Source organism: Microbacterium sp. F2 (genome assembly GCF_052274505.1).
Taxonomy (GTDB): domain Bacteria; phylum Actinomycetota; class Actinomycetes; order Actinomycetales; family Microbacteriaceae; genus Microbacterium.
This window is the reverse complement of record NZ_JBNVBV010000001.1, coordinates 928877-947810: the sequence shown is the minus strand read 5'-3', so window position 1 is coordinate 947810 and position 18934 is coordinate 928877. Positions and strand designations below refer to the sequence as shown.

17 protein-coding genes are annotated in these 18934 nt (G+C 66.0%); 15 read left to right on the top strand and 2 right to left on the bottom strand.

Annotated features, from left to right (window positions below; all coding sequences use genetic code 11):
• Nucleotides 1-2: 2 nt before the first annotated feature.
• The 3 genes from ACQVDU_RS04680 to coaE are packed head-to-tail and all read left to right on the top strand — an operon-like array spanning nt 3 to nt 3552.
• Entirely contained in the window at nt 3-1712 is a 1710-nt protein-coding gene (locus tag ACQVDU_RS04680) for a sensor histidine kinase (RefSeq protein WP_443476337.1), read from the top strand.
• Nucleotides 1709-2929 carry a hypothetical protein gene (locus ACQVDU_RS04675; RefSeq protein WP_443476336.1) on the top strand — a complete coding sequence of 407 codons (1221 nt, stop codon included), beginning with the start codon at nt 1709-1711 and terminating at the stop codon, nt 2927-2929. Before ACQVDU_RS04680 ends, ACQVDU_RS04675 begins: the two co-directional genes overlap by 4 nt.
• Before the next feature lie 2 nt (nt 2930-2931).
• Nucleotides 2932-3552 carry a dephospho-CoA kinase gene (gene coaE, locus ACQVDU_RS04670; protein ID WP_300592143.1) on the top strand — a complete coding sequence of 207 codons (621 nt, stop codon included), beginning with the start codon at nt 2932-2934 and terminating at the stop codon, nt 3550-3552.
• On the opposite strand, the gene ACQVDU_RS04665 is transcribed toward coaE, so the two are convergent.
• Nucleotides 3492-4121, bottom strand: a complete 630-nt coding sequence (locus ACQVDU_RS04665) for a DUF4126 domain-containing protein (protein ID WP_292734825.1) — start codon at nt 4119-4121, stop codon at nt 3492-3494. The genes coaE and ACQVDU_RS04665 overlap by 61 nt on opposite strands.
• 79 nt (nt 4122-4200) lie before the next feature.
• On the opposite strand from ACQVDU_RS04665, the gene uvrB reads away from it, so the two are divergent.
• From uvrB to ACQVDU_RS04650, 3 genes are read left to right on the top strand one after another with little or no spacing between them, the layout of a single operon-like run.
• Nucleotides 4201-6282, top strand: coding sequence for an excinuclease ABC subunit UvrB (gene uvrB, locus ACQVDU_RS04660; RefSeq protein ID WP_363493292.1), 2082 nt, complete (start codon nt 4201-4203; stop codon nt 6280-6282).
• A gap of 10 nt (nt 6283-6292) precedes the next feature.
• Nucleotides 6293-6718, top strand: coding sequence for a VOC family protein (locus tag ACQVDU_RS04655; protein ID WP_443476335.1), 426 nt, complete (start codon nt 6293-6295; stop codon nt 6716-6718).
• On the top strand, nt 6715-6951 hold the full coding sequence (locus tag ACQVDU_RS04650; RefSeq protein ID WP_300592547.1) for a hypothetical protein: 237 nt from the start codon (nt 6715-6717) through the stop codon (nt 6949-6951). The genes ACQVDU_RS04655 and ACQVDU_RS04650 overlap by 4 nt, the downstream gene beginning before the upstream one ends.
• Nucleotides 6952-7266: 315 nt before the next feature.
• Here ACQVDU_RS04650 and ACQVDU_RS04645 read toward each other — a convergent pair whose 3' ends face one another.
• Nucleotides 7267-7713 (bottom strand): MarR family winged helix-turn-helix transcriptional regulator, encoded by a 447-nt coding sequence (locus ACQVDU_RS04645; protein WP_300592544.1) that lies wholly within the window; start codon nt 7711-7713, stop codon nt 7267-7269.
• Nucleotides 7714-7744: 31 nt separating this feature from the next.
• Between ACQVDU_RS04645 and ACQVDU_RS04640 the strand changes: the two genes are divergently transcribed.
• The 9 genes from ACQVDU_RS04640 to tpiA all read left to right on the top strand — a co-directional run bounded on the left by ACQVDU_RS04640 (nt 7745) and on the right by tpiA (nt 18922).
• Nucleotides 7745-7993, top strand: coding sequence for a hypothetical protein (locus ACQVDU_RS04640; RefSeq protein WP_300592557.1), 249 nt, complete (start codon nt 7745-7747; stop codon nt 7991-7993).
• Nucleotides 7994-8077: 84 nt separating this feature from the next.
• Nucleotides 8078-10984, top strand: coding sequence for an excinuclease ABC subunit UvrA (gene uvrA / locus ACQVDU_RS04635; RefSeq protein WP_443476334.1), 2907 nt, complete (start codon nt 8078-8080; stop codon nt 10982-10984).
• Nucleotides 10985-10986: 2 nt separating this feature from the next.
• Nucleotides 10987-12945, top strand: a complete 1959-nt coding sequence (gene uvrC / locus ACQVDU_RS04630) for an excinuclease ABC subunit UvrC (RefSeq protein ID WP_300592538.1) — start codon at nt 10987-10989, stop codon at nt 12943-12945.
• A 71-nt stretch (nt 12946-13016) separates the two neighbouring features.
• Nucleotides 13017-13895 (top strand): RNase adapter RapZ, encoded by an 879-nt coding sequence (rapZ, locus tag ACQVDU_RS04625; RefSeq protein WP_300592554.1) that lies wholly within the window; start codon nt 13017-13019, stop codon nt 13893-13895.
• A 95-nt stretch (nt 13896-13990) separates the two neighbouring features.
• Nucleotides 13991-14968 (top strand): DNA-binding protein WhiA, encoded by a 978-nt coding sequence (gene whiA, locus ACQVDU_RS04620; RefSeq protein WP_292711304.1) that lies wholly within the window; start codon nt 13991-13993, stop codon nt 14966-14968.
• A gap of 148 nt (nt 14969-15116) precedes the next feature.
• Nucleotides 15117-15743 (top strand): superoxide dismutase, encoded by a 627-nt coding sequence (locus ACQVDU_RS04615; protein ID WP_292711307.1) that lies wholly within the window; start codon nt 15117-15119, stop codon nt 15741-15743.
• 152 nt (nt 15744-15895) lie between these two features.
• Nucleotides 15896-16906, top strand: coding sequence for a type I glyceraldehyde-3-phosphate dehydrogenase (gap, locus tag ACQVDU_RS04610; RefSeq protein WP_300592534.1), 1011 nt, complete (start codon nt 15896-15898; stop codon nt 16904-16906).
• 22 nt (nt 16907-16928) lie between these two features.
• Entirely contained in the window at nt 16929-18146 is a 1218-nt protein-coding gene (locus ACQVDU_RS04605; RefSeq protein ID WP_443476333.1) for a phosphoglycerate kinase, read from the top strand.
• Nucleotides 18134-18922, top strand: coding sequence for a triose-phosphate isomerase (gene tpiA / locus ACQVDU_RS04600; RefSeq protein ID WP_300592528.1), 789 nt, complete (start codon nt 18134-18136; stop codon nt 18920-18922). Before ACQVDU_RS04605 ends, tpiA begins: the two co-directional genes overlap by 13 nt.
• Nucleotides 18923-18934: the final 12 nt, after the last annotated feature.

Here is an 18934-nt window from a genome sequence, read left to right as displayed (position 1 = left end):
CTTTGTGGCGCTCTCTCGCTGACGACTTCGCCCTGCGCCGCGACGGCACCGAAGCACGCATGGCAGTGCTGCAGCAGGTGATGCTCGCCGTCGTCGTTCTGGTCATCACCGCGTTTGCGATCATCGCCGCCATCCCGGGGGATCTCACGCTGTTCTTCGTCGGTGTCGCGATGGTGTTCGTCATGACGATCGTGACGATGCTCGTTCCGTGGAACGCGATCTCGCCGTGGGCCGTGGGTATCGTCCCGGTGATCGACGTCGTCGCGATCCTGTTCATGCGGGCCGCCTTCCCCGAGTCCGGTATTGCGTTGCTGTGGCTCTTTCCCGTGATGTGGCTGTCTGCGTCATTGGGATTGGCGGGGTTCCTCGCGGCGAATCTGTTCGTCTGGGTCTCGTATGGGTGGGTGATCGCCGCCGGCAAGGAGTCGGCGTTCAGCTTTGCGCTGATTCTCCTACCGATCGTGACCCTTGCTGTTTCGGCCGGGGCGTACTTCAGTCTGCGCCGCTTCGCCGCGCAGCGGACGCTGCTCGACAAACAGGCACTGGTGCTCGGACAGAGCCTGGAACGCACCCAGCATCAGGAGCAGCTGGTCACCCAGGTTCTGGACTCGGTGGACTTCGGTGTCATCCGAATCTCACCGGACGGTGCAGTCACGGTCACGAACGAGGCTCACGCGCGGATGCAGCACGCGCTCATCAGCGCCGACGGACACAACCGCCTCCCGGCATTCGACGCCGACGGCCAGACCCCCCTCGTCCCGGAACGGATGCCGGTTGCTCGCGCGCAGCGGGGCGAGGTCTTCGACAACCAGATCGTCTGGTTCGGTGCTCCCGACACCACGCGACGGGCCCTGAGCGTGACGGCGCGGCGCCTGCGAGACACCCAGGGAGCGGATGCCGGCACCGTCGTGATCTCGCGAGATGTCACCGCCGAGCGCACCGCGCTCCTCGCTCGCGACAACGTGGTTGCATCGGTGTCGCACGAACTGCGCGCGCCGCTGACCGCCATCGTCGGCTATCTCGACCTGGCGCTGGAGACGGAGGGCATCCCCGAGAAGGTACGTGGCGACCTCGACGTGGCCACGCAGAACGCCGAACGGATGATCCAGATCATCTCCGACATCCTCTCGGCCACGTCGTCGTCGAAATCGACAGTCGATGTGACGGTGTCGCCCGAGAACGTCGACCTTCAGCAGCTCGTGCTGGCGTCCGCCGAGGCGTGGGAACCCTCCGCGCTCGAGCGGCGGATCACGATTTTCACCGACGACGTGCAACCCACGCATGCCTACGTGGACCCGGCACGGATGCGCCAAGTCGCCGACAACCTCATCAGTAACGCCATCAAGTACGGGCGCGAAGGAGGATCGGTGCAGCTAGCCGTCTACGGCGATGACGTCGCGTCATATCTGCTGGTGCGCGATGACGGGATCGGCCTGTCGCCCGATGACCAGAGCCGCCTCTTCCGGCGATTCTTCCGGGCCCGAACCGACGTCGGCGGCACGGGCCTCGGTCTTGCGATCTGCCGCGACATCGTTCGCGCGCACGGCGGAGAGATCATCGTCGGCAGCGAGCAGGGCGTCGGTTCTGTCTTCCTCGTGCGGGTTCCCGCCCAGGTCGACGTTCCGCTGCCGCCGATCGACCCCGAAGAGGCACTCAACATGTCGGGCGCGATCACCACGGCGGGCCGCTCCGACATGGAGGCGACGAGATGACTCTCGACCTCTACTCGGTCAGCGTCATGACGGCAGCGGTCGTGCTGATCGTCGGGATCATCTACATCTCCGAAACCCTCATTCGCCGCGACGAGGTGTCGGGTCGGCACTGGTCGATCGCCTTTCTGGCCGGCATCCTGACCACCATCGCCTACGCGATCTGGGCAGCCGGTGGCGGATGGATCGCGGTGGCCGCCGGAAACGCGGCATTCGTGGCGGCCACGGGGTTCATCTGGATCGGATGCCGCAGCTACAACGGACACCGCATCGGCTGGGCCTACGGCACGGTCGGTGTGGGCATGGCTGTTGCGTTCATCGCCGTCGTTGTCGAGGGTCCGCAAGGCGGCGACTGGGCAGGGGTTGTCTGGATGTATGCCGCGCTGGCGGTGCTGGCATCGTTTGGCGTATGGGAGACCGCACGCGGTCGATTGGCGCAGACCCGCACGACCATTGCCCTCGCCATCGTGCTCGTGATCGAGGCGCTCTATACGGCCGCGAGGGCCCTCGTCTTCCTCCTGCGTGGACCCGATGATCCCGTGTTTCAGGCGTGGTTCTCCACAGTCCCGGCGAGCTTTGTCACGATCACGCTCGTCATCAATGCGGCGATCGTCACTTCCATCCTGCGTGCGGGCCGCGCAGGGATGCGGGGGTACACCAACCTCGTGGCAGTTGACGGAAGCGACCGCATCCTGACCGAGCCGCAGTTCCGTGCGACGGTCACCGATGTGCTCGAACGCGCCGAAGAGAAAGGCGTCGGGATCGGTGTGATCGCTATGCGAATCGATGACCTGCCGTTCATCGCGAAGGCGTTCGGGAACGAGGTCGGGCGCCACGTTGCTGTTGCTGCCCGCGACGCCGTGCGGCGCACCGTGGAGCCCCTCGCGGTCATCGGTGACGACGGCGCCACGGTGCTGTGGGTGTGCGATACGTCGTGGGACGCGGGCGAGGCGCGGCGCCAGGCATCCCGACTCGCCACCGCCGTGTTCGAGGCTTTGCGCACCGTCCCCGACGCCGTGGTCCCGGTCGTCGGCATCGGCGTCGCCGTGACCCACGACTTCGGCTACGGCGCCGGCGCGCTCATCGACGCAGCGGATGCGGCATCCACCCGTTCGGCCAAGACCGGCGACATCTCGGTGCTGATCGCAGAACCGCCGCGCTCGAACCCGCCCGCCTCCGTGGGTCCCGACGCGCCGACGTCAGCACCGGCGGAGAGCTGATCATGCCCCTCATCGCACTCACCGGGGGAATCGCGGCGGGCAAATCCACCGTGGCATCACGGCTGTCCGAGCTCGGCGCCGTGGTCGTGGACGCCGATCAGGTCGTCCGCGACGTCCAGAGCATCGGGTCGCCGGTGCTCGACCGCATCGCCGCAGAATTCGGTGACGGCATCCTCACGGTCGACGGAGCACTCGACCGCGCCGCGCTCGGCTCCCTCGTGTTCGGCGACGCGGACCGGCTCGCCGTGCTCAACGCGATCGTTCATCCCGCCGTGCGGGAGGAGTCGGCTCGCCGCTTCGGGCAGGCCTTCGCCGCCGATCCCGACGCCGTCGTCGTGTACGACGTGCCGCTGCTGGTGGAGGCGCGGGTGGATGACCCGTGGGAACTGGTCGTCGTCGCACACGCCCCCGCCGAGCTTCGCGAACAGCGCCTGGTAGAGCTTCGCGGCATGAGTCCGCAGGAGGCTGCATCCCGAATCGGATCGCAGGTTCCCGACGATGCGCGACTTGCGATCGCCGACGTCGTGATCGACACGGCGGGGACGCTCGCGCAGACCCGAGATCAGGTCGACGTGCTCTGGGAGGCGTTGCCGTTGCGGATCGCGGCCCGCCGGTCCCGCTGACGTCGCCAGCGCGGAATCACCACGATTGCAGCCACGATCGCGCCGATCAGCAACAGGAATCCGAGGATCGGCAGCACGATCGCGAAGATCGAGAGTGCGAGGCTCGAGACATCCTCGACGGTGCTCACTATCGGCGCTGCGACTCCGGCCGTCGCCGCGTTCGCGACCGGGCGAATGGATGCCTTCACCACGTGGATGGCGAGCGCAATCGCAACCCCGATGCCGATGGCCACCCAGTTCTGATTCGCGAAGAACGCACTGGGGTCATCCACGCGCACGGTCTCGGCGCTTGCTCCGGCGCCGAACGCGATTCCTCCGGATGCGGGCCGGATGACGGTCTGCACCGCATCGTTGATGGAGTCCACCACCGGCACTTTGTCGGCGACGATTTCCAGGACGAGCAGCGCCCCGATGATCCAGAGGGCGATGTCACTCGACAGCCAGGCCCACCCCGCCGGCAGCTCGATCGCGTCGAAGAAGCGGTTCGCGAGCCCGAGCACCAGCAGCGGCATCCAAGCGTTCAGCCCCGCTGCTGCGGCAAGACCGGATCCCACGAAGAACTCGAGCACGCCTCCAGAGTAGGCATCCTTTGCGCCCACCGAAATGCCGGGCGGCCTCGATGTCGGAACCCCCGCCTACGCTGGAGGAGTGCAGACCACACGATCCGTCAGGCCCTTCGAAGTCGTCAGCGAGTACTCCCCGTCAGGTGACCAGCCGCAGGCGATCGCCGAACTCGCGGCGCGCATCAACGCCGGCGAAACGGATGTCGTGCTGCTGGGCGCTACTGGTACCGGAAAGTCCGCAACGACGGCCTGGCTCATTGAGCAGGTGCAGCGGCCCACGCTCGTGATGGCCCACAACAAGACCCTTGCGGCCCAGCTAGCCAACGAGTTCCGTGAGCTCATGCCCAACAACGCCGTCGAGTACTTCGTTTCGTACTACGACTACTACCAACCCGAGGCCTACGTCCCGCAGACAGACACCTTCATCGAGAAGGACTCGTCGATCAACGCCGAGGTCGAGCGGCTTCGCCACTCCACCACGAACTCGCTGCTCTCGCGCCGCGACGTGGTCGTGGTCTCGACGGTGTCGTGCATCTACGGCCTCGGTGCGCCCGAGGAGTACCTGCGGGCCATGGTCGCGCTACAGGTGGGGGAGCGGTACGACCGCGACGCCCTCATCCGCAAGTTCATCGCGATGCAGTACAACCGCAACGACGTCGACTTTTCGCGCGGCAACTTCCGGGTCCGCGGCGACACGATCGAGATCATCCCGGTCTATGAGGAATACGCGATCCGCATCGAGCTGTTCGGTGACGAGATCGAGGCTCTCTATTTGCTGCATCCGCTGACTGGGGACGTCATCCAGAAGATGGACTCGGTGCCGATCTTCCCGGCCTCGCACTATGTGGCCGGAACCGACACGGTGCAGCGCGCGATCGGCACGATCGAAGAAGAACTCGCGGTGCGTTTGAAAGAGCTCGAGTCGCAGCAGAAGCTGCTGGAGGCCCAGCGGCTACGGATGCGCACGACGTTCGATCTCGAGATGCTGCAGCAGCTGGGCTTCTGCTCGGGTATCGAGAACTACTCGCGGCATCTCGACGGCCGCCAACAGGGCGAGCCGCCACACACCCTCCTCGACTTCTTCCCCGACGACTTCCTGCTCGTGATCGACGAATCGCACGTCACCGTGCCGCAGATTGGGGCGATGTACGAGGGGGATGCCTCACGCAAGCGCACCCTCGTGGACCACGGCTTCCGCCTGCCGTCCGCGCTCGACAACCGGCCGCTGCGCTTCGACGAGTTCAAGAACCGGGTCGGGCAGACCGTCTACCTCTCCGCCACTCCCGGGCGGTACGAGATGGGGATCGCTGACGGTGTCGTCGAGCAGATCATCCGCCCCACCGGGCTCGTGGACCCAGAGATCGTCGTCAAACCGTCCAAGGGCCAGATCGATGACCTGCTCGAGGAGATCCGCATTCGTGTCGAGCGTGACGAGCGCGTGCTCGTGACGACCCTCACGAAGAAGATGGCCGAGGAACTCACCGACTTCCTCGGCGAGCACGGTGTGCGGGTGCGCTATCTGCACTCGGATGTCGACACCCTTCGCCGTGTCGAGCTGCTGAGCGAGCTGCGTCAGGGCGTCTACGACGTCCTGGTCGGCATCAATCTCCTTCGCGAAGGCCTCGACCTTCCGGAGGTTTCGCTCGTGTCGATCCTGGATGCCGACAAGGAAGGGTTCCTGCGGTCGGGAACATCGCTCATTCAGACGATCGGTCGAGCCGCCCGAAACGTGTCGGGGCAGGTGCACATGTACGCCGACACGATCACCGACTCGATGCGCGCGGCGATCGACGAGACCGACCGTCGTCGCGAAAAGCAGGTCGCGTACAACAAGGAACACGGCATCGACCCGCAGCCGCTGCGCAAGAAGATCGCCGACATTACCGATGCCCTGATTCGAGAGGGCGCCGACACGAAGGCGATGCTGAACCGCAAGGATGCCGCGGCATCCAAGAACGGCAAGGGCAAGAGCCCCACGCCGAACCTGCGCCGCGAGGGGATCGCAGCCGAGGGCGCGACTCAGCTCGAGGCGATGATCGGAGATATCTCCGACCAGATGCTCGCCGCAGCCGGGGAGCTGAAGTTCGAGCTTGCCGCACGCCTGCGCGATGAACTGCAGGACCTGAAGAAGGAACTGCGGGCCATGGAACGCGCCGGCCACGCATAGCGGGGGACAGATGGAACAGCGCCTGAGCCTCATCACTCTCGGCGTCGCCGACCTCGAGCGTGCGATCGCCTTCTATCGCGGGCTGGGGTGGGAACCGCATCCGGGTTCGGTTCCCGGCGTCGTGGCCTTCTACCAGCTCGACGGCTTCGCGTTCGCGCTCTGGAGCCGTGCCGAACTCGCTGCGGACTCGATGGTCGACGACAGCGGCGGATGGGGCGGCGTAACTCTCGCCCACAACGTGCGGTCGCCCGCCGAGGTCGATGCCGTTCTGGTCGCCGCGGATGCCGCGGGCGCTCGCATCGGTCGATCCGGGGCTCCCACACCGTGGGGAGGCTACTCGGGTGTCTTTATCGATCCCGATGGGCATCCGTGGGAGGTCGCCCACAACCCGGGCTGGCCGCTCGATGACCGAGGCCATGTCACGATCGGACCATGATGTTCACCGACCCGCAGGTGATCCTCTTCGTCGCCGACTGCGAGCGCGCCGCGCGGTTCTATGGCGCGTTCGGTTTCGTCGAGACCTTTCGCGGCGGCGGCGATCCTCCGGTGAAGATCGAGATGCTGCTGGGTGGCTTCTCGCTCGGCCTCGCGCTGCCAGGGCCGGCAGCGGAGCGCACGGGATCGAGCCGGTCACGACGGGGCATCGCGCCGTCATCACCTCTGGACTGACGATCTCGACGCCGCCCGCGCCCTGGCGCTCGCATCCGGAGGTCTCAACCCGGGCGACCCACATGAGTTTCTTGGCGGTGCACTCCGGGTCACCTTCGTCGAAGACCCCGACGGGCATCCAGTGCAACTCGTCCAGCGCATCCGCTGGCCCTCAGCCGCCGACCGATCGACCCGCTGGCCTGTCGCAACGGCGCATGCTTGGGGCGACGCGCCGAGGTCGGGGGTTGAGTTCTCGGCGTGTCGGGGAGATTGCGCGCCGTTGCGACCGTCCGGATCGGTGCGGCATCCTGGCCCCGCCGGGTCGGGGCGGATGCCTCAGCCAGCGAGGTGCGGCATCCTGCCAGCGAACGGCTGCAAACCGTCACGCAGCTCTTTGAGCTGTTCGACCCCCAGTCCCGTCACCGCCATGATGCGTCGTGGCACCTCGAGTGCCTGCTCGCGTAAAGCCTGTCCCTCAGGGGTCAAGCCGATGTCGAGAACGCGCTCGTCCTCTGGCCGCCGGGTGCGTGTCACGCGACCCTGGCCTTCGAGCCGCTTGACGAGGGGGGAGAGGGTTGCGGGCTCCATAGCGAGTTCCTCGGCGAGCTCGCCCAGTGATCTGGGTGATTGCTCCCACAGCGCGAGCATCACGAGGTACTGCGGATGCGTCAGCCCGAGCGGCTCGAGGATCGGTCGGTAGATCGACACGACGTTCCGCGCTGCCGTCACCAGCGCGAAGCACACCTGGTTGTCGAGCTTCAGCAGATCTTCCTCGTCGGACATGTGGCCAGTCTATCAATTAGTTAGTACACTAATAATCGTGACACGAACGAATGAGGTGCCTAAGCGACCGCTCCGTGAGCGGGTGCGCGATGCAGGCGGCTGGTACACCTGGTTCAACACGAACCTCATCCGCGTCGCGGGACCCGCGCAGGTGAGTCGGCTCGAGCCGGAACCGTCCGCACAGGAGCGCGCCGAGCGCGCGTGCCCGCTGTGCCATCAGCCCATGAATCGCCACACGTTCGATCGTTCCGGCGACAAGCCCCTCATGCACTGCCCCTGACGGGTCCAACTCACGAACCGGGCGTTCGGTACGCCGGAAGCGCACTCCGGAGCCGATGTCGGAGGCCACACCTACACTTGACGGGTGCCCATCGTCTCCGTCTCTTCGCATGCCCACAGCAGTGGAACACTGAGTGTTCGCGGCGCCCGCGTCCATAACCTCAAGGACGTCGATCTCGACATCCCGCGCGACTCACTGGTCGTGTTCACGGGGCTGTCGGGGTCCGGAAAATCGAGCCTTGCGTTCGACACGATCTTCGCCGAGGGGCAACGTCGCTATATCGAGTCGCTGAGCTCCTACGCGCGCCAGTTCCTGGGTCAGGTCGACCGGCCTGACGTCGATTTCATCGAGGGGCTCAGCCCCGCCGTCTCGATCGATCAGAAGTCCACCAACCGCAACCCGCGTTCGACGGTCGGCACGATCACCGAGATCCACGACTACATGCGTCTGCTGTGGGCGCGTATCGGGGTCCCGCACTGCCCCGAGTGCGGTGCGCAGATCCAGCGCCAAACCGTCCAGCAGATCGCCGACCAGCTCATGGAGCTGCCCGAGCGCACGCGATACCAGATCGTCGCGCCCGTGGTGAGCCAGAAAAAGGGGGAGTTCGTCGACCTGTTCAAAGAGCTCTCTGCGAAGGGCTACGCCCGTGCCGTGGTCGACGGCGACCTCATCCAGCTTGCCGAGCCCCCCACCCTCAAGAAGAGCTACAAGCACGACATCGCGGTAGTCGTCGACCGCCTCGTCGCTGGCCCCGACATCCTCAGCCGCGTCACGGACTCGGTCGAGACCGCGCTCGGCCTTGCCGGCGGCATCATGCAGGTCAACTTCGTCGACGAGGAGGGCGACGACGCGTGGCAGTCGTTCAGCGAGAAGCTCTCGTGCCCGAACGGTCACCCGTTGCAGCTGACCGAGATCGAGCCGCGGACGTTCTCATTCAACGCCCCGTTCGGCGCCTGCCCGACGTGTTCTGGCCTCGGTACACGGATGTCAGTGGATGTCGAGCTCATGCTGGGCGACCCCGAGCTTTCGATCCGCGAGGGCGTCCTCATCCCGTGGACGACGCAGGGCAAGGGGCTGTTCCAGTACTACGAGCGCCTCCTCGAAGGCCTGTCTGATGACCTCGATTTTTCGCTGGACACCCCCTGGCGGGACCTGACGGCCGAGGTTCAGAACGCGGTCCTGCACGGCGAGAACTTCAAGGTCAACGTCAAGTGGAAGAACCGCTACGGCCGTGAGATGCGGTACACGTCCGGGTTCGAGGGCGTCGTGCCCTACATCGAGCGCCAGTACGTGCAGGCCGAGTCAGACACGCAGCGCCAGCGCTGGTCGGAGTACCTGCGCGAAGTGCCGTGCCCCGCCTGCAATGGCGACCGCCTCAAGCCCGAGGTGCTCGCAGTTCTGGTGCACGGGCACTCGATCGCGGATGCCTCACGCCTGAGCCTTGCTGACGCGCAGCAGTACTTCGCGAATCTTGAACTCACCGAGCGTGAGGCGATGATCGCCGCCGCGGTGCTCCGCGAGATCCGCGCGCGCCTGGAGTTCCTTATCCAGGTCGGGCTGAACTATCTGAACCTCAGCCGTTCGGCCGGTTCGCTCTCGGGCGGCGAGGCGCAACGCATCCGTCTCGCTACCCAGATCGGATCGGGACTGACCGGCGTGCTCTACGTGCTCGACGAACCGTCGATCGGCCTGCATCAGCGCGACAACCGTCGCCTCATCGAGACGCTCCTGAAGCTCAAGGGCCTCGGTAACACGCTCATCGTCGTCGAACACGACGAAGAAACGATCCACGCCGCTGACTGGATCGTCGACATCGGTCCCCGTGCCGGCGTCGACGGTGGCCACGTTGTGCACTCCGGGCCCCTGGCCGAGCTCCTCGCCGACTCCGACTCGATCACCGGCGACTACCTTGCTGGCCGCCGCAGCATCCCGACGCCGCGCAAGCGCCGCAAGATCGACAAGAAGCGGATGCTGGAAGTCGTCGGCGCCCGCGAGAACAACCTCAAGCAGGTCAGTGCCCAGTTCCCGCTCGGTGTCCTCACAGCGGTGACGGGTGTGAGCGGTTCGGGCAAGTCTTCGCTCGTGAACGACATCCTGTATCAGGTGCTCGCCGCGAGGCTCAACGGAGCACGAACGGTGCCCGGCAAGCACACGCGCGTCACGGGTCTCGACAACCTCGACAAGGTCGTGCACGTCGACCAGGCCCCGATCGGGCGCACACCGCGCTCGAACCCGGCCACCTACACCGGTGTCTTCGACCGTATCCGCACCCTCTTCAGCGAGACTCCGGAAGCCAAGGCGCGCGGCTACCAGCCTGGCCGCTTCAGCTTCAACGTGAAGGGCGGACGCTGCGAGGCGTGCTCGGGCGACGGCACCATCAAGATCGAGATGAACTTCTTGCCAGATGTTTATGTGGACTGCGAGGTCTGCCACGGCAAGCGCTACAACCGCGACACGCTCGCGGTTCACTACAAGGGCAAGAACATCGCTGAGGTCCTCGAGATGCCGATCGCCGAGGCAGCTGAGTTCTTCGAGCCGATCCAGGCCATCCATCGGTATATGAAGACCCTGGTCGACGTCGGCCTCGGCTACGTGCGGCTCGGCCAGTCAGCAACCACGCTGTCCGGTGGTGAGGCGCAGCGCGTGAAGCTCGCGACCGAACTGCAGCGGCGGAGCAACGGACGCAGCATCTACGTGCTCGACGAGCCCACCACGGGCCTGCACTTCGAAGACGTGCGTCGCCTTCTGGAGGTCCTGAACGGCCTGGTCGACAAGGGCAACACGGTGATCGTGATCGAGCACAACCTCGATGTGATCAAGTCGGCCGACTGGATCATCGATCTGGGCCCCGAAGGCGGTTCGGGCGGCGGCGAGATCATCGCCACCGGAACGCCGGAGCAGGTTGCGGCGGTTCCCGAGAGCTACACCGGACAGTTCCTGGCCGAGCTTTTCGACGCCCACGACGCGCCGGCGGCCCGCAAGGCGGGTTGAGCGTGGCCCGCGCCACCCACCCCCAGCTCGCCTACCGGCCGGCGCCGGGGGAGATCCCGACCAATCCGGGCGTGTATCGGTTCCGCGACGACGCCGGCCGCATCCTTTACGTCGGCAAGGCGAAGAACCTGCGGGCCAGGCTCTCGAACTACTTCGCGCCGTTACACACTCTCCACGAGCGCACCAGACGGATGGTCACCACGGCCACCGGCGTCGAGTGGACGGTGGTCGGCAGCGACGTCGAGGCACTGCAACTGGAGTACATGTGGATCCAGGAGTTCTCGCCGCCGTTTAACGTGCGGTACAAGGATGACAAGTCCTATCCGTACATGGCAGTGACCCTCGCCGATGAAGCTCCGAGGGTCATGGTGACGCGAAACCACAAGATCCGCGGCGCGAAGTACTTCGGTCCGTATCCCAAGGTGTGGGCGGTGCATGAGGTCATCGACCTCATGATCAAGGTGTTCCCGATTCGCACCTGCAGCGACTCGTCATACAAGCGAGCGATGGCCACCGGTCGCCCCTGCTTCCCCGGCCAGATCGGCCGCTGTGGCGGACCGTGCTCGGGCCGCGTGACGATCGAGGAGCACCGCGCGATTGTCGACGACTTCGTCGCGTTCATGTCCGGTGGTGATCAGCGCTTCACCCGGCAGCTGACGGCCCGGATGAAGGAAGCGTCAGCAGCGATGGACTACGAGTCTGCAGCGGTCTTTCGCGACCGGCTCCAGGCCATCGAGGCGGTGCTCAACAAGAGTGCGCTCGTGCTGCCCGATGACACGGATGCCGACCTGTTCGGCATTGCGGAGGACGAACTCGCCGCCGCCGTGCAGCACTTCGTCATCCGCGGCGGGCGCGTGCGTGGAGTGCGGGCAACGACGATCGAGAAGGAACTGGACATCAGCGGGGGAGAGCTCGTCGACCAGATCCTGCAGCGGACCTACGGTCCCTCGGGCCGTGCCGACATCCCCAAGCAGGTGCTCGTTCCCGCGCTTCCTGACGACGCCGCGGAACTAGAGGCTTGGCTTCGCGAGAAGCGTGGCACAAACGTCACGATTCAGATCGCGCAGCGCGGCGCGAAGGCCGACCTCATGAAGAACGCAGCGCTCAACGCGCAACAGGCGCTTCTGCTGCACAAGACACGGCGCACGAGCGACTATGTCGCGCGTTCTCAGGCGCTGACCGATCTGCAGGAGGCGCTGGGTCTCGACGAAGCGCCGCTGCGGATCGAGTGCTATGACGTCTCGCACCTCAGCGGCACGAATGTGGTGGCCTCCATGGTCGTGTTCGAAGACGGGCTGCCACGCAAGGACCAGTACCGAAGCTTCGGTGTTGCGCAGACCACCGACGACACCGACTCGCTCTATCAAGTGCTCATGCGCCGACTTGCATATATCGACGACGAGCGGGATGCGGCGCCTGACACCGAAACCGCGACGGGCGAGACGGATGCCGCGACCGAGCCATCCGTCAGCTCGGACCCGACCGCCGAGGGTACCGTCGTGACGGCCCGCAGCCGCCCCCGCTTCGCCTACCGCCCACAGCTGCTCGTCGTCGACGGCGGCAAGCCACAGGTCAACGCCGCGGCACGGGCGCTAGCCGACGCGGGCCATTCCGAGATCGCTCTGTGCGGCATCGCCAAGCGTCTCGAGGAGGTGTGGCTCCCCGGAGAGGACTATCCGGTGATCCTGCCGCGCACCAGCGAGGCGCTGTACCTCCTGCAGCGGTTGCGCGACGAAGCCCACCGCTTCGCTATCACCAAGCAGCGAGGAAGGCGCAAGCGCGACATCCAGACCGTGCTCGCCGAGATCCCCGGGCTCGGCGATGCCCGTATCCGGGCGTTGCTTCGCCACTTCGGATCGGTCACCGCGCTCAAGAACGCAACGCCCGAGGAGATTCAGGAACTTCCCGGCGTCGGCCCGAAGCTTGCCGCCACGATCCACGCGCACCTGGCGAGTCGATAGGCTGGCCGTGCTCGGGAGGCCCGGTGCCTGACGAGCCCGCAGACCGCGCCACCACAGGACGAGAGGTCCCGATGGACCAGACGACAGCCACAACGAGTGATGTGCTCATCCTGACCGGAATGTCCGGCGCCGGGCGCTCAACTGCTGCAAACGCCCTCGAAGACCTCGGCTGGTATGTCGTCGACAACCTGCCACCGCAGATGCTCAAGCCGATGCTCGAGTTGTCCGAGATCGCGGCATCCGCGCTGCCGAAAGTCGCCGCCGTCGTCGACGTTCGCGGCCGGGACCTGTTCACCGCCCTTCCGGCCGAGGTCGGGGAGTTGCGCTCGCGCCGCAACGTGCGGATCGTCTTCCTCGACGCCTCAGACGATGTGCTCGTGCGGCGATTCGAAGCCGTGCGACGCCCGCATCCCCTTCAGGGCGAAGGCACTCTCATCGACGGCATCCGCACCGAGCGAGATCGGCTCTCGGAGATTCGGGAACGCGCCGACATCGTTGTGGACACGACCTCGCTGAACGTGCACCAACTCGCGACGCGGATCTTCGAGCTCTTCTCGGATGAGGGCGCAGCTCGCCACATGCTCACGATCATGAGCTTCGGCTTCAAATACGGTTTGCCGACGGATGCCGACATGGTCGCCGACATGCGGTTTCTACCCAATCCGTACTGGGACCCCTCGCTTCGTGCTTTCACGGGGCAGGACCCGCAGGTGCGTGAGTACGTGCTCGCCCAGCCCGGTGCCCGGGAGTTTGTGGATGCGTACGCCGCAGCCCTCCAGCCCGTGCTGCAGGGCTATCAGCGGGAGAACAAGCGGCATTCGGTCGTCGCTGTCGGCTGCACGGGAGGCAAGCACCGCTCGGTCGTGGTGGTCGAAGAACTCGCCCGGCGACTGGCCGACGAGGCAGGGGTCGCCGTGCGTGTGAAGCACCGCGACCTCGGCCGAGAGTAGCGCCGAACCAGGAGACAGCCGAGAATTCGAGGGGTGCGCCCGAGTAGGCTAGAGCGTCATCCGCCGGCCGTGCCGGCACCCTCGAAAGGAGCCCCGTGTCGCTGACGGCCGATGTCAAAGCAGAGCTCATCGCAGTCCGGGATCCGCTTCCCAGCGCCCGGGTCGCTGAGTTGACATCACTGCTCCGCTTCGCCGGAGGCCTCCACTCCATCGCCAACCGCGTCGCTGTCGAGGCCGAGGTCGACTCGGAGGCGCTTGCTCGGCGGGTCGCCCGAGAGCTCATGGAGATCTACGGCGTCCGGCCCGAGATCGTCCAGACGCAGGGATCCGGTTCGCGGGCAGGGGCCCTCTTCGCGGTGCGCGTCATCGACGGGGGAGAGACGCTTGCTCGTCAAACCGGCCTGCTCGACCAGCGGCGCCGGCCCGTGCGGGGTCTTCCCAACAAGCTCACGACGGGTTCGCGCGGCGACCTCGCCGCCGTATGGCGCGGCGCATTCCTGGGCGCCGGCGCCCTGACCGACCCCGGACGATCCGCGTCGCTGGATGTGCTGTGCCCCTCCTCGGAAGCGGCGATGGCCCTGGTCGGGGCAGCGCACCGTCTCGGCATCGGCGCGAAGGCGCGCGAGGTGCGCGGTGCACCGCGCGTTGTCGTACGCGAAGGGGATGCCATCCGCACGGCACTGGCCGTCATGGGTGCACGCCAGGTCGCTGCACACTGGGACGAGATGCGTCAGCGTCGGGAGGTTCGCGCCGGCGTCAACCGGCTCGTGAACTTCGACGACGCGAACCTGCGTCGCTCGGCTCAGGCCGCGGTGGCCGCGTGTGCACGCGTGGAGCGAGCGCTCGAGATCCTCGGTGAAGACATCCCGGATCACCTGCGCGAGGCCGGTGATCTGCGGCTCGCGCACCGCGACGCGAGTCTCGACGAGCTGGGTCACCACGCCGATCCGCCGCTCACAAAGGACGCCGTGGCCGGCCGCATCCGTCGCCTTCTCGCGATGGCCGACAAGAAGGCGGCAGCCGAGGGCATTCCCGGAACGGAATCCGCCGTTCCTGCCAGCGCCCTGGACTGAGTCAGCCGCTAGGTGACCGCGACGTAACGGCTGTTGTCTTCTCGCGCAAGACCCGCCGAGTGGGTGCTCCGCCTCACTAGGATGGCAACTGTCACCCCAGCGACGCCGGGGCATTCCTGGCGCCGCGACGACAGGAAGAGAAGAGCATATGGCCACCTACACCCTGCCTGACCTCCCGTACGACTACGCGGCTCTCGAGCCGCACATCAGTGCGACGATCATGCAGCTGCACCACGACAAGCACCACCAGGCGTACGTGACGGGCGCCAACACCGCTCTGGAGCAGCTTGCCGAGGCCCGCGAGACCGGGAACCTCGCCAACGTCAACAAGCTCGAGAAGGACCTCTCGTTCAACCTCGGTGGTCACACCAACCACTCGATCTTCTGGACGAACATGTCGCCCGATGGCGGCGACAAGCCCACGGGCGAGCTCGCTGCAGCAATCGACGAGTACTTCGGCTCCTTCGACAAGTTCCAGGCTCACTTCACCGCTGCCGCTCTCGGCGTGCAAGGCTCGGGCTGGGCGGCGCTGTTCTGGGATTCGATCGGTGAGCGCCTCATCATCCAGCAGATCTTCGACCAGCAGGGCCAGCTCGCCGCCGCCAGCGTGCCGCTGCTCATGCTCGACGTGTGGGAGCACGCGTACTACCTCGACTACAAGAACGTCCGCGCTGACTACGTGAAGGCGTTCTGGAACATCGTGAACTGGCAAAACGTCCAGGACCGCTTTGTCACGGCTCGTGAGAAGACGGCAGGTCTGCTGCTAGGGTCATGATCAGGTGAGGATGCCGCGGAGCCCTCGCCCGCTCGGGGGCTCCGGCAGCCTCATTTGTCTGCTGGCACACACCACAAATGACACCCCTCTCCGGGTCGTCGATCCGGAGCTGACCCCCGGCGCTTCGGCGCGATAAGAATCAGGGAGACACCGTGTCTGTCAAGATCGGTATCAACGGCTTCGGCCGTATCGGACGCAACTACCTCCGCGCAGCTCTGGAGCAGGGCGCGGACCTCGACATCGTGGCGGTGAACGACCTCACCGACAACAAGACGCTCGCCCACCTCCTCAAGTACGACTCGGTCGGCGGACGGCTGGGCGAAGAGGTTTCGTACACCGAGGACTCCATCACCGTCGGTGGCAAGAGCATCAAGGTCTTCGAAGAGCGCGACCCCGCGAACCTCCCGTGGGGCGAGCTGGGCGTCGACATCGTGATCGAGTCGACCGGCCGCTTCACCAAGGCGGCTGACGCCAGCAAGCACATTGCCGGCGGCGCGAAGAAGGTCCTCATCTCGGCACCCGGCACGGATGTCGACGGAACCTTCGTCATGGGCGTGAACGACGGCGAGTACGACCCCGCCACGATGCACGTCATCTCCAACGCCTCGTGCACCACCAACTGCCTGGCGCCCCTCGCGAAGGTCTTCAACGACAACTTCGGCATCGAGCGCGGTTTCATGATGACCGCTCACGCGTACACCGCTGACCAGAACCTGCAGGATGGCCCCCACGGCGATCTGCACCGTGCTCGCGCTGCCGCGCTGAACATCGTGCCGGCTGCCACCGGTGCTGCCAAGGCCATCGGCCTCGTGCTGCCCGAGCTCAACGGCAAGCTGAGTGGTTCGTCGTACCGCGTTCCGGTTCCCACCGGTTCGATCGTGGACCTCACGATCATCACGCCGGCCGAGGGCCTCACCAAGGAGACCATCAACGCCGCCTACGAGAAGGCTGCTGCCGAGGGCGCTCTGGCTGGCTACCTGAAGTACAACACCGACGCGATCGTCTCGACCGACATCGTTCACGACCCGCACTCGTCGGTGTTCGACGCAGGCCAGACCAACGTCAGCGGCAACCTCGTCAAGGTTTCGGCCTGGTACGACAACGAGTGGGGTTACTCCAACCGCCTCGTCGACCTCACCGAGCTCGTCGCCAGCAAGCTCTGAGCCTCGGCATCCGGTAACAGACATGGCTCTGCGCACCCTCGATTCGTTGGGTTCGCTGGCCGGCAAGCGCGTCATCGTCCGTTGTGACCTCAATGTTCCGTTGAAAGACGGCGTCATAACGGACGATGGCCGCGTGCGGGCCTCCGTTCCCACACTCAACGCCCTCATCAACCAGGGAGCGCGCCTCGTCGTGTGCTCGCACCTGGGACGCCCCGATGGGGCACCCGACCCGAAGTACAGCCTCGAGCCGGTGGCTCAGCGCCTCTCGGAGTTGCTCGGCAAGCCCGTCGCGTTCGCGCGTGACACCGTGGGTGAGTCGGCTCACGACGCCGTCGCCGCGCTGGAAGACGGCGATGTCGCGGTCATCGAGAACCTGCGATTCAACGCGGGGGAGACGGCGAAGGATGCCGAGATTCGCGGCGCGTTCGCCCGCGAGCTCGCATCCCTCGGCGACGCCCTGGTGTCGGACGGCTTCGGTGTCGTGCACCGCAAGCAGGCGAGCGTGTACGACCTCGCCGAGATCCTGCCGTCTGCGGCGGGCTTCCTGATCGAGAAGGAGGTCGACGTCCTCGACCGCCTCACCGAGAAGCCCGAGCGACCCTACACGGTCGTGCTCGGCGGCTCGAAGGTCAGCGACAAGCTCGGCGTCATCGAGCACCTGCTGCCGCGCGTCGATCGCATCCTGGTGGGTGGAGGCATGCTGTTCACCTTCCTCAAGGCCCAGGGCTATGAGGTTGGTAAGAGCCTGCTCGAAGAGGACCAGATCGACACGGTCACCCGGTACATGACGACGGCGCAGGAGAGCGGCGTCGAGATCGTGCTTCCGGTGGATGCTGTGATGGCTGCATCCTTCAGCGCCGACGCGGAGCACGTCGTCGCTCCTGCCGACTCGCTCGAGGAGACCCCGTTCGGTGCGACGGGCCTGGGGCTGGACATCGGCCCCGACACGGCGACGATCTTCGCCGACGCGATTCGTGCGAGCAAGACCGTGTTCTGGAACGGCCCCATGGGCGTGTTCGAGATGCCTGCCTTCGCCGCGGGAACCAAGGCCGTCGCGCAGGCGCTGACCGAGGTGGACGGCCTCAGCGTCGTCGGTGGTGGCGACTCGGCAGCCGCCGTGCGTCAGCTCGGCTTCACGGACGACCAGTTCGGCCACATCTCCACCGGCGGTGGGGCAAGCCTCGAGTTCCTCGAGGGCAAGAAGCTACCCGGACTGGAGGTCCTCGGATGGGAGCAGTGAGAACACCGCTCATTGCCGGCAACTGGAAGATGAACCTCGACCACCTGCAGGCCGTTGCGTTCGTCCAGAAGTTGCACTGGACGTTGAAGGACGCCAAGCACGAGGACGGCTCGGTCGAGGTTGCGGTCTTCCCGCCCTTCACCGATCTGCGGACCGTGCAGACCCTGCTGGATGCCGACAAGATCCCGTTCGCCCTCGGCGCGCAGGATCTGTCGCCGAAGGATTCGGGTGCGTACACCGGTGACATCTCGGGGGCGTTTCTTGCGAAGCTCGACGCGCGCTACGTGATCATCGGTCACTCGGAGCGCCGTGAATACCACCACGAGACCGACGAGGTCGTTGCCAGCAAGGTTCAGGCTGCGCTGCGACACGGTCTCGTGCCGGTCATCTGCGTCGGTGAGACCGCGGAGGACCTCGAGAAGTACGGCGCTAGCGCTGTGCCCGTCGGGCAGCTGAAGACCGCTCTTGCTGACGTGCCGGCTGACGCCGACATCGTTGTGGCGTACGAGCCGGTATGGGCGATCGGGTCGGGCCAGGCAGCTACTCCCGACCAGGCTCAGGATGTCTGCGCCAAGCTGCGCGCGGTCGTCGCCGAATCGTTGAGCGCAGACGCTGCCGAGCGCACTCGTGTGCTCTATGGCGGCTCGGTGAAGGCCGCGAACATCGCGAGCTTCATGCGCGAGCCGGATGTCGACGGCGCGCTGGTGGGTGGTGCGAGTCTCGTCGTGGATGAGTTCGCCGCCATCATCCGTTACCAGAAGCACGTCGGCGTCTAGGGCCGTTCCGAT